10 protein-coding genes are annotated in these 11,463 nt (G+C 69.4%); 7 read left to right on the top strand and 3 right to left on the bottom strand.

Translation table 11 applies throughout. From position 1 onward, the window contains the following. Positions 1–5: 5 nt before the first annotated feature. From ACIPFH_RS21540 to ACIPFH_RS21550, 3 genes are all read right to left on the bottom strand, one after another. Positions 6–674: a hypothetical protein gene (locus ACIPFH_RS21540; RefSeq protein ID WP_401828487.1), complete on the bottom strand. Its 669-nt coding sequence runs from the start codon at positions 672–674 to the stop codon at positions 6–8. A gap of 176 nt (positions 675–850) precedes the next feature. Beyond that, positions 851–1,213, bottom strand: a complete 363-nt coding sequence (locus ACIPFH_RS21545) for a DUF4913 domain-containing protein (protein WP_401828489.1) — start codon at positions 1,211–1,213, stop codon at positions 851–853. Positions 1,214–1,250: 37 nt separating this feature from the next. Further along, a complete protein-coding gene (locus ACIPFH_RS21550; RefSeq protein ID WP_401828491.1) occupies positions 1,251–1,820 on the bottom strand; it encodes a hypothetical protein in 570 nt (189 codons plus the stop codon). Positions 1,821–2,155: 335 nt separating this feature from the next. Between ACIPFH_RS21550 and ACIPFH_RS21555 the strand changes: the two genes are divergently transcribed. The 7 genes from ACIPFH_RS21555 to ACIPFH_RS21585 all read left to right on the top strand — a co-directional run bounded on the left by ACIPFH_RS21555 (position 2,156) and on the right by ACIPFH_RS21585 (position 11,453). Then, positions 2,156–3,787 carry a conjugal transfer protein gene (locus tag ACIPFH_RS21555; protein WP_401828493.1) on the top strand — a complete coding sequence of 544 codons (1,632 nt, stop codon included), beginning with the start codon at positions 2,156–2,158 and terminating at the stop codon, positions 3,785–3,787. 63 nt (positions 3,788–3,850) lie between these two features. Continuing rightward, positions 3,851–4,114 carry a TrbC/VirB2 family protein gene (locus ACIPFH_RS21560; protein ID WP_069768313.1) on the top strand — a complete coding sequence of 88 codons (264 nt, stop codon included), beginning with the start codon at positions 3,851–3,853 and terminating at the stop codon, positions 4,112–4,114. A 64-nt stretch (positions 4,115–4,178) separates the two neighbouring features. Continuing rightward, positions 4,179–4,664 (top strand): hypothetical protein, encoded by a 486-nt coding sequence (locus ACIPFH_RS21565; protein WP_401828494.1) that lies wholly within the window; start codon positions 4,179–4,181, stop codon positions 4,662–4,664. Between the two features lie 46 nt (positions 4,665–4,710). Then, positions 4,711–7,704: an ATP-binding protein gene (locus ACIPFH_RS21570; RefSeq protein WP_401828495.1), complete on the top strand. Its 2,994-nt coding sequence runs from the start codon at positions 4,711–4,713 to the stop codon at positions 7,702–7,704. Continuing rightward, on the top strand, positions 7,701–8,432 hold the full coding sequence (locus ACIPFH_RS21575; RefSeq protein WP_401828497.1) for a hypothetical protein: 732 nt from the start codon (positions 7,701–7,703) through the stop codon (positions 8,430–8,432). Before ACIPFH_RS21570 ends, ACIPFH_RS21575 begins: the two co-directional genes overlap by 4 nt. Before the next feature lie 157 nt (positions 8,433–8,589). After that, positions 8,590–10,779 (top strand): hypothetical protein, encoded by a 2,190-nt coding sequence (locus ACIPFH_RS21580; RefSeq protein WP_401828499.1) that lies wholly within the window; start codon positions 8,590–8,592, stop codon positions 10,777–10,779. A gap of 44 nt (positions 10,780–10,823) precedes the next feature. After that, complete coding sequence (locus ACIPFH_RS21585) at positions 10,824–11,453, top strand: hypothetical protein (protein WP_401828500.1); 630 nt, start codon at positions 10,824–10,826, stop codon at positions 11,451–11,453. The last annotated feature ends 10 nt before the right edge of the window (positions 11,454–11,463 follow it).

An 11,463-nucleotide genomic window follows, 5' to 3' on the forward strand; every position in this document is an offset into this window, starting at 1 on the left:
CCGGCTCACTCCCCCGAGTCGTCGGAGGCGCCGACGTTGCCGAGACCGAAGACGTCGAAGCCGGAGACCTCCCACTGGCCGTCGTCCTCCTTGACGGTCACCAGCCACTCGTTCTCCTCCGTCGAGGACTGCCCGCCGGAGGTGTGCGTGGCTGTCACCTTCACCACGCTGGAGATCGTGCGACCGCTGTCGCGAACAACGTCGTCGGCTATCACCGCGTCACGCTCCACGACCGCCGCGCCCTTGGACGAGCACTCCTCGGCCTGGCAGGTCGCCCACTCCTTGCCGGACGGCAGGACGGTCACCTGCTTCATCCGTGTGTCGTCGGTGGTGAGCTCGAGCAGCGGAGCGCTCCAGGCGCCCGTCTTGCTGGTGTGGTCGTAGGTGGTGAGTCCGGCCATGTAGTGCGCCATGACAGCGTGGGCCCGGGCCACTTCGGCGGGCTCGACGATGGGGGTGGCGCCGCCGCTGGGCGCACCGGAGCCCGAAGACCCCGAATTCGCGTCGGCACCGTTCTGGCCGCCGGAGGTGGCGGCCGGGGCCGCGTTCCCGCCGTCACCACCATCGCCGTCTCCGTCGAAGACGGTGAACACCGTCAGCACGAGAATCAACAAAACGCCGAGCACGACCAGAGGCAGTAGTGCCGTGCGCTTGTTCTCGGCAGGCAACTCCACGTTTCCGCGCCTCCCTTGTGCTGGGCCGGTGACGGCGGTCGACGGGTGACCGGGACACGGTAGGTGGCGGCGGCGCGGCGAAGCCCTGCGTTTTCCCGGTGGGGAAAGAAGCGGGAATTGGCGGGCGGAGGTCCCGGGAAAGGAAGCTGTCCGCCGTGGTCACGAACGAAGTGTCCTCACTCCGAACGCGGATCCACCGGCAACGGATCGAACGGGTAGGCCGTGTGCCCGTCCTTGGGTGAACAGGCGGCGAACGGACCCGAGTCGGCGTCCATCAGGACCCGCAGATGCGGGTCGGCATGGTGCAGCCACCACGTCGACATGCCGAGCGCCGGGTCCTGGCGCAGATGCTCCCAGGCCAGCCAGAGTGCCGACAGACGGGCACCGGCCTCGGGGTGCTCCCACCACTTCGGGCACCAGGTCGCCGAAGTGCCGTTGACACGGCGGCGGACCAACTGGGCGAGGTAGTCGGAGACGAAGACGAAGACGTCCGCAAAGTAGAACTCCGGCTCGGTGCCGACCTCGTCGGTGCTTGTCATCGTTGTCCTCATCGGTCGGTCTGTAGCGTTCGCATGATCAGGTCAGGAAAATACCGAGCAGCAACAGCACCACCACGACCGCGCCCATCACGATGCGCGCCGTCGGATCCTCGCGTTCCCACAGGTCGTGGACGACCGTCCAGCCGCTCATCCGTGCGGCGCGCCCCCCTTGGAGGCGGGCGACCATCCCCTCCTGCTCCTCATCGTCTTCCTCACCGACCGCCGGCGACGGCTCGGGATCCTCGTCGAAACCGACCGGCATCCCCTGCTGTTCCTGCGCCACCAGGACCATCTGCTCGAGGAGTTCGGGAATCGTGTTCGGCGTGAGCGGATAGGCGAAGGTCCCGTACGGCGTCTGCACGCACAGGCTGGCCCGCCAGGGATTGCCGGGCTCATAGCCGTCCACCCAGGCATGCTCGGCCTGGAAGACCTGCGGGGTCTGGGCCGGCTGAGGGGTCGGCACGGCGACGGGGGCGGGAACGGGGGCAGGGAAAGGGGCCTGCTGGACCGGCGAGGCCTGGTGGGGGATCTCCCAAGTGCGCGGGTCGGGCTGCTCCGGGGGTTGCGGCTGCTGCGGATGCTGCGGGTGCCCGTTGTGGTCGGTCAACTCTCGTCCTTCGCCGGGTCCGTCGGGTCCAGGGGGTGGTGCCGGGTGGCGGTACCCAGTACCTCGGGCACACGCGCCCAGCGCATTGTGGGCCCAGGACGGGCCGGAACGGCACGGCGCCCTCCCGACGTGTCCCTGACACTTTTCCCGACCGGTTTCCTCATGGCCACGACATCGGGAATTCCCGCAGTCCCGGCGAGGAAAGCGACACCGGTCCGGTGGCAGGTCTTTGTCACACTGCCAAGCGCACCTGGCCGGGCCAGGGCCCGTCGTGCGGTGCGGTCGTGAACCCGCCCAGGCGGACGGGGAACCGACTCGCTGGAGTAACCGACTCGATGACAGACCACAACAGCCCTGCTGGCGCGGTCGGCGGGGGCCAGCCTTCCGGGCAGCCCGGGTCCTTCGGTCCTTCCCAGCAGCCTCAGCAACAGGCCTGGCAAGGGCAGCATGCCCCCGCCCCGCAGTCGCCTCAGCAACTCCCCTCCGACGCGGCCCGCGCACAGGTCGCCGCCGCCTGGGTGCGGAACACGCCCCGGGCCGGTCAGGCTGCCGTGCCCTCGCTGCCGCCGCGTGAGACGCGCCCCCAGGGCGAGTCGAAGAAGGAGAAGCGGGAGCGGGAGCGGGCGGCGCGCAAGGCGGCCTACGAGCAGAAGAAGGCGGAGAAGGAGCAGCGCAAGCGGGGCGGTACGGTGACAGCCGCTGCCACCGCGGCGACGGCGCCTGTCGTCACGCCCCAGCACAGCCACCACGCCCCCGTCGGCAGCACCCCGACGCACTCGTCGAAGCCCACGGCCACCGCCTCCTCGGTCGTCGTCGGCGCCGCCCCCGCCCGGACCACCACTCCGAAGCCCGCCCCCACCCGCGACTTCGATGTACCCAAGCCCGGTGGCCGTATCCCCGGCGGTGGGCGCCGTACGCACGTCGCGCTCCGCGCCACCCTGCTGATCACCACCTGCGTCTTCGCGCTGGGCTCCTGCGGTGTGATGGGGCTGGTGGTCGGTAAATCTTCCGGGACCACCACCGCCGGGCTGGACGAGGCTGACGCCACCCGGTACCGCCTCACCGAGTTCCCCACCGAGCAGGCGGCGGCCTTCGCGGAGCAGTACGCCCAGCTCTGCATGACGTTCTCCCCGGACGCCTCGACCGCCCGCCGCACCGACCTCGCCCGCTACGCCTCCGCCGGTGTCGACCCCGAGTGCGGCTGGAGCGGCGAGGGCACCAGCAAGGCTGTCTCCGCCACCTGGGACGGAACCACGGAAAACCTTCCCGAGTTCGGTGACCACGGCCGGTACATCGGCGTTCAGGTCCGGACGGACGACGGCACGCTCACCACGCTCACCGTCCCGGTGTACGTGAAAAACCTCAAGACGGGCGAAGGCATGCGCGTCGCCGGCGACGTCGGCCAGATGCCGCTGCCCGCCCGTGCGGACGTGCCGGAGGTCGACCAGCGCGACGAGGTCGTGGACGAAGCGCTGTCCACGCAACTGCAGCAGAAGGTGCTGCCGGGCTACTTCGAGGCCTGGGGCGCCTCCGACGTGACCGCGATGTCCCGCTTCATCACGCCCGACGCGACCCTGACGGCCACCACGGGCCTGGCCGGTCGCATGACGAACCCAAAGATCGGCGCCGTCGTCGCGCTCGTCCCGGCGAGCGTCCAGGACACCGACCCGTACGCCTACAGCGCCGGACAGCCGGTCCAGGTGCGCGTGGTCGTCGACTGGAGCGACGCGAAGGGCGTCGCCGTCAGCCGCGCCTACCGGATGACGATCGTGAACACCGCCCAGGGCTGGTTCGTCAACGACGTCCGGGGCGGTGTCCTCGACGAGCAGGGCGGCCGCGCCGACAGCGACGAGACCGACAGTGGCGCCGCGACGGGAAGCGCGTCGCCGTCCGCCGCGGCCTCCCCTTCCACTTCCGCCTCGACGACGCCCCAGACGTCCAAGAGCGCGCAGACCGGCAAGTCCTGACCGGGACCGCGTCGTCCTCGCCCCCACCACCTACCACCGTTCCACCACCCGAGAGGAATCACCATGTACCTGGCTGCCGGTACGACCCTGGACGAGATGTTCGGAAAGATCGAGGACATCCTCCGCAACGCGGGCACCATGGTCGCCGTCATCGCCCTGCTCATCCTCGGCATCCGCATGCTGATGTCGATGAAGCGCGGCGACGGCATGCGCGAGGCCTTCCAGGGCTTCGGAATGATCGCGCTCGCCGCCCTGATCATCGGTGGTGCCAGCGGTCTCGCCGGTGTGCTGATCGGCCTCGGCACGGAAATCGGTGGCGGCAACTGACCGACCGCTCGGGCACTGCCCGGCGTCCCATCAGTAGCCGTCCCTATCAGGGGAGTTCGCAGTCATGAGCCAGGAGGCACCACCGGAGCCGCTGGTCGCGTACGACCACACCGATCTGGTCAACCGGCCCAAGCGGATCTGGAACTGGGGCAACATCCCGCTGCCGGGGCTGCTGCTGCCCGCGCTCGGTGCGGCCTTCGGCTTCGGGCTGATCTGGCTCATCGCGCTGTTCACGATGTCGGCGTTCCTGCCCTTCCTCGGCATGTCGATGTGGACGTCGATCCTCTACTTCGGACCGCCGTTCGCCGTCTACTTCGTCTGGGGACGGCCGCTGCCCTCGGCGCTCACACTGAGCCAGCAGATCGTGGTGTGGACCGACTGGTGGTTCCAGCCCAAGCGCCTGCAGGGGCTCGCCGCCGACCAGGAGCCGGAGCACCTGCACTGGCAGGTCATCCTCTTCACCCCCGGCTCGCCGCGCTGGCAGGCCCGCTACGAAGCCGCACGCCGGACCGCCGCCGAACGGGGCAGCGCCTTCTCGACCTACCGCTGACCCACCGCCGACCCCCTACACGTCAACTACCGCAGGTGACTCCTCCATGTTCATGCTGATCCTTCTGGGCGGGGCGGCCGCCTTCTTCGTGGTCGCCATGATCATGGCCGCCTCGTCGAGCAAGAAGAACGGCCAGGGCGGCCAGGGCGGCTCGAACCGGTCGTCCTCCTCCCGCTCCAAGCCGTCCGGCTCGTCGGCCGCCGCCCGCCGCGAGGACCTCCGCCTCCCCTACCGCTACGCCGACGACATGATCTTCGTGCACGGCGACTCGGTGTGGACGGGCATGGTCCTGCCCAACGCCATCGACGAGTACCTGAACGCCGGTGAGCTCCAGGCGATGGCCGAGGGGCCGGCCCGCGGTCTGCTGAACCTGGCCCGCGGCGACCGCAACGTCGAGTGCCACTACCGCAAGGTCTACCAGCCGATCACCGCCATGACCTGGGCGGAGGAGCTGAACGCGGTCGCCTGGGAGCCCACCGAGAACTACAAGGCGTACAACCTGCGCAAGGCCGAGTACCAGGAGCGCATCGGCGCCAAGCGCGAGCGCAACATCCTGCTGGTGAAGCTCGGTTCGCTGAAGCGCACCAACGGCGGCAGCGGTGTCGTCGCCCAGGACGACGAGCCGTACGACGAGCCCGGCCTCCTCCGGGGCGTACGGGGCGCAGCCGACCAGGCCGCCGCCACCGCGACCGGCGTCGCGGACGAGTACCTCTCCCCGCACGTCCTCGCCGAGTGGACGCAGGTCGCCGTCGAGGTCCACGAGAGCCTGGAGGGCCTCAAGGGCACCCCGCTCAGCCGCGAGGAGCTCGTCTGGCTGATCCGCAAGCCGCTCCACGGCGACCTGCCGGTCCCGCCGGAGCCGGTGCTCGGCTCGCGCGCCTGGGGGCCGAACCAGTTCGACCTGGTCGTCGACTTCTCCGGCGAGAACCGCAAGACGCACATCGTGCTGAACCAGTACGACGAGGTGACGGGCGAGCAGCAGACCAGCTATACGACCACCCTCGTCGCCGCCAACTGGCCCGCGGAGACCCGCTTCCGCCAGTCGACCGCGTGGGCGCGTTACGCCGCCCAGCACGTGGACTTCCCGGTCGAGATCGACATGCGGTTCACGCTCATCCCGTACCTGAAGTTCAAGGACCGCGCCGACAAGATCCGCGGCAACCTGGTCGACGAGATGAACGACATGGCCAACTCCGGCCGCAGCCCCGACACCAAGCTCGCCACCCAGGTCACCCGCGCCCAGGAGCTCGTCGACGACATCGACGAGCACAAGATGCCGGGCATGGAGGCGCAGATCCGCTTCACGATCTCGGCTCACGACGTGAAGGAGCTCGAACGGCGGCGCCGGGTCCTGGAGATGCAGTTCAAGCAGGACCTGAAGGTCACCCTGCTGCGCCCGACGCGCCAGCAGTGGCGCCTCCTTCAGTCCCAACTCCCCGGCGACGCACCCAAGTTGCCGATCGCGCCCTACCTCCGCCTCCAGGAGGTGGAACAGCTGGGCGCCGGACTGCCCACCGCGGGCACGGAGCTGGGCGACAACCCCGAGCAGCGTTCCGGCAAGCGTCTGGGCTGGGTCGGCAACCTGGTCGGCTGGGCGGGCAAGATGCCGGTCCACTACTCGCTGCACGTCGGCCCGGCGCGCAACGACGGCGGTGGCCTGGCCATCGTCGGCGCGTCCGGCGGCGGCAAGTCCTCCCTGGCCCTGCAGAAGTTCTACGAGGAGTCGGAGTCGGGCGTCCGCTGCCTGGTCATCGACCCGAAGACCGACTTCGCGCAGCTGTGCTACTACCTGGCCTTCGGCTCCCAGGTGAACGATCCGGAGTTCGCCGGCGACGCGGAGACGGGCGTCCTGGGCACCCCGGCCAGCAAGTTCCAGCCGGTGAACCCGGAGTTCTGGGCGGAGACGGAGGTCGTCGACCTCCTGAAGGGCCAGGCGGGCGTCCTCGACCCGTGGGTCATCGCCCGCGACGTCCCCGCGGGGCGCCTTCTCGCCGAGACCATGCTCCGGGGCTTCCTCGGCGACGAGGACTACCAGCGCGTACGGCTCCCCGTCATCGAGGGAATGGCGACCGTCATCGGCCGCTACAACTCCGCGATCCGCCAGGCGGTCGAGCAGGGCTACACGGCCCGCGACGCCGAACTGGCCGTCGCCCGGCCGACGTTGTGGCAAGTGGTCGACGAGGTCGTGGCGGCGTACGACCACGCGGTGGCCAGCGGCGACCGCGAGGCGATCAAGGACCTGAAGCTCGCGCAGATGCTTCTCACCGAGCTGCGCACGCTGCCCTACGCCCGGCTCTCCTTCGCCGAACATCCGCAGCCCCTGTCCAGCATGCGCAAGCGCCGTACGGTCATCACCCTGCGCGGCTTCCAGTCGCCCGCGGCCTCCGACCCGCGCAGCTGGAACCCGGCGGAGCGCCTCGCGGCGACGGCCCTGATGGCGGTCGTGGAACTGGGCAGCCAGATGCTCGACGTCGGCTACGAGAAGAACCCGGTGACCGGCGAGATCGGCCTGCGTCCGAAGGCGCTCTTCGTCGACGAGGCGTACGTCGTGACGGCCACGGAGGCGGGCCGCGACCTGATGCGCCGCGCGCTGAAGCAGGGCCGCTCCTACCTGGCGGTCACCGTCCTGATCACCCAGCAGGCCATCGACCTCGTCCAGATCGAGGACTCCGAGGCCCGCAGCGGAGGCGCCAACCAGATCCACACGGTCTTCGCCTTCAAGCAGAAGTCGGCGCAGGAGGCGTCCCTGGTGGCCCCCCTCCTGGGCCGCCCGGAGAACGACCCGAAGGTCATCGCCGCCCTCCAGGAACTCCGCACCGGTGTCTGCCTCCAGCGTGACGCGGACAAGCGCGTCGGCACGGTCGCCGTCGACCTGGTCTTCAAGGAGATCCTCGCCGCCACGGACACCAACGGCACCACCCGCCCGTCCCGCCAGGGCGTCAACCCGCCGCTGAGCGTCTGGGACTGGACGTTCCTGCAGGAGGTCGAGGAGGACCCGGCAACTTCCCAGCCCGCCACGCCGGAACCAACCGCCGTATGACCTCGCCCGAACCCACCTCGTCCCCGGAGGCCAGCGTCCCCATGTCCCTGTCCAAGCCCCTGACCACGGGCATCGTCTCCCTGGCCCTGCTCACCGCGTTGACCGGGTGCGGGTCCGACTCCGACGGGGACGGCGACGGCTGGCCCCCTTCCGGCTCCGGCTCCTCCTCCACCTCTGGCTCGGGGAACGGCTCCGGCTCGGCGAGTCTTCCCAGTGCCAAGACGCTGAGGGACGTCCAGGAGTTCATCTCCGGCGCGGGGCTGCCATGCGACAACCTCACGGACGACGAGAGCGCTCAGGGAACACCTTCCGAAGGGTTCCTCGGTCCTGCGACCGAGGACGATGACGCCACCCGGAAGGCCGAGGCCGACGCCTGGAAGATCAGCAAGTCCGGTTTCTGCGGGGAGACCCGGTCCGATACCGGTGGCTGGATCATCTACCTTCCGAGCGATATGAAGGCGTTCCAAGAGAACTACCGCAAGCAGGCGCAGGAGTTCGCGAAGGAAGACGGCTGGACGGACAAGCTGGCGCGCGGCAGGTTCCTGTTCGGTGCCGACTTCATCGTGGATCCCACGGACTATCAGGCGAGCAAAACCCTCCTCGAAGCCGGACTGCTGCTGGAGAATTGCGACCCCGGCTTCAAAGCCCCTGACGGATACCGCGTACAGGATGCGCCGGCGAGCGGCTGCGTGCTGACCAACTATCTCCTCGATCCCCTGGACCAGTAGGCAGACATGCCGCCCGGGGCTTGTCGACTGCTGTGTTCTGAGCAACCGCTCCGGCGACTGAGCCCGTACATCGAGCACCTGACTCTGCCCACGCGTACCCGAAGGAATACAGATGCATCCGCGCAACGCACTGAGCCGTCGAATACGGAAAGCCGGTGTGGCCGTCCGTGCCGGCCTCTTCGTGGTGCTGGCGCTGATCGCCCTCACCCTGGCCGCACCGGGTTCGGCGTACGCGGACTTCGCCTGCAACTTCACCGGCGACGAGAGCTACCACATGGACTCGCCGGGCAGTAACGGCGAGGGCATCATGCCCGCTGTCATGCAGTGGAAGGACGGCGGCGGCTCCGAGAACCTCGGTGACCAGAAGGGAACGGTCAAGGGCGCCTTCAAGGTGGATCCCGGCCAGGCCCAGCACTACACCCTCTACGAGCTGAACGGCATGCGGGGCCTGAACTGGTCCATGACGTTCAAGGGCAAGGGCGACGCCTCCGAGAAGAACGGCTCGTGGGGCAGTGGAGCCGACTCCTGCCAGGTCATGGCCTATGTCAACAACGGCATAGCGGACGCCGTGTTCTACGGCACCAAGGTGCTCACCCGATTCTCCATCTCCATCAAGGAGATGGCCTCCAACCCGAGTCCTTTCTCGGGCCTCTACACCGGCCGCGACAATGTGGTGACGACGCTTCGCGACAACGTCCTTAAGCCCGCCGTCACAGTCATGATCCTGCTGGTCGGTCTGTGGGTGTTCACCAAGTGGCGCAAGGGAGATATGCGTGAGGTGTGGGCAGGAGTCTCCTGGACCGCCCTGACCGTGATCGCCGTCATGGCATTCCTCACCGGCAACAATTACGACAAGGTCGTGCAGAGCTCCGACGAATGGATCGCCAGCGCCAATTCGGCGCTCAGTTCCACCGTGCTCGCGGGCGTGTCGGGCCGGATGCAGTCCCCCTGCGATCTGCCGGACAACGGCAAGAACGAGACCGGTCAGGTGGGCCTACGACTTTCGAGCTGTGCCATGTACGACACCCTGGCCTTCCGCCCCTGGGCCATGGGTCAGTTCGGCGATGCGGGATCCAACTGCGTCTTCAGGAAGGACAGCAACAGCGAGGTCTCCGCCCTCGACGGCACCTGCACATTCAGGGGCGACACGGATTACGACTGCTACTGGGGTCAGGAGAACAGCGCCCGCTGCGGGGACCTCCGCGTCCGTCAGGCCGTCGCCCAGTCCTGGACCAACGTCGACAACCAGCGCGGCGACGACAAACCGGACGGGGACAAGTTCGGTGACTGGGAGAAGATCCGCATCGAAATCGCCGGAGGTGAGCACACCCCGGACGAGAAGCTCTACCCCGTGGCCTTCAACGACTGGGCCGGCAAGAACGCCACCGACCGGGTGGGCATCGCCTTCTACTCCCTCGTAGCCGCCTTCATCGTCGGCGTGATGGTCCTCGCGCTCAGCGCGCTCACCCTCCTGTGGCACGCGGTCACGCTCATCCTGGTCATGCTGCTGCCGCTGGTCGCCACGCTCGGCATCCACCCCTCCCAGCAGAAGTTGCTGAAGAGCTGGTTGGAGACGTTCGTCCACAGCTTCGTGCTGCGCGCGGGCTTCGGCGTCATCCTGACCGTGCTGCTCGTGCTGTACCAGATGATCCTGCCCGCGCAGATCGCCCTCGGTACCCAGTTGCTCATGCTGCTGCTGGTCACCGTCGCCGTCGTGATGATGCTGAAGAAGCTCCTAGCCGGGAACTTCACCCCGCAGGTGGCGGGCGGCGAGGACGCCCTCGGCATCCGGGACGGAGCGAACGCCACCTTCGACAAGGCAGCCGCCATGGCCCCGGGGCTCGCCATCGGATCCGCCCGTGCCACCGGCCGCGTCGCGAGCACCACAGCCAAGGGCACGGCACGCGTGACCGGCAGCGCGGCACGCGGCGGCGCCTGGGCGCTGGACAGGTTCGCCAACAAGGGCCGGGCACGGGCCGGACTGCAGAAGCGAGGCTGGCTCGGCCAGTCCAAGCGGGAGCAGCAGCAGACCGCGTACCGGTCGGCGGAGGCGGCACGTGACGCCCAGGAGACGAGGAATCGGTCGTCGGAGGAGCAGGAGGCCCAGTCACCCCCCGCACCCAGGCGCGGCCGCCGCGTCAGCGACTCGGGCGGCAAGCAGGCTCCGCAGCAGTCCGTGCCGCCGACCGAGTCCCGTCCGGCTCCCGCGCCGCAGGCACAGCCGTCGGCGCCACGTCCTCGGCCCGCCCCGGCCGAACCGCAGGCACACCCACGGCAGCAGCCTCCAACAGCCCCTCCAGTCCCTCCAGCGCCCCGGGACCCGCGCGGCCCCAGCGGTCGCGTCTGACCCACCCCCCGCCCCGCCCGTAAACCGCCACGAGGAGCCATTCCATGCCCGTCCTGACCGCCGACCGCACCCCCGACCAGCTGGTCGCGGAGCTGGAGCGGCTCGTCGAGGTGGACTGGCCCACGGTGTGGTCGGGGGTCCCGGAGAACGAGGAGAAGCGCGCCCAGTGGTGCGCCGGCTTCGACTGGCGGCCGCTGTGGTTCGAGTCGGGTCAGTGGGTCCGTACCGCTCAGGGCGCCCGCCTGCATCTCGCCTCGCTGGCCCCCGCCCGCCCGGTGACCCGGCTCGAGCACACCCTGTGGTCGGTCCGGGCGGGCGCGGCAGCGGAGAACGAGGCCCTGATGGTGCTCACCGCCGCGAAGTGGCCCGCGTACGTCGCCGCCGTCCAGGCGGTACTGAGCGTGCCCACCTGGTCCGGCGACTGGGACACGGCCGGCGTCCCCGACCCGCCCGGCCGCGCCCACTGGCGGGTCGCGGAGTGGCGCGCGGAGCACCGGGACCCGTATCGACTGGCGGTGTGGTCCTTCCGTACGCCCGGAGCACCGCTGTTCGTGCTCAAGGCGAACCTCGCGGCGGGTACTGCGACGGGTTGGGGCCCGGGCAGTGCGACGATCTCTCTCGCCTGCCACGGACCTGCCGATCCCGAGGACGACGGCCCCGGCTGGCTGCTGTGACGACGACCGA

Source organism: Streptomyces sp. NPDC088157 (assembly GCF_044741545.1).
GTDB lineage: Bacteria > Actinomycetota > Actinomycetes > Streptomycetales > Streptomycetaceae > Streptomyces.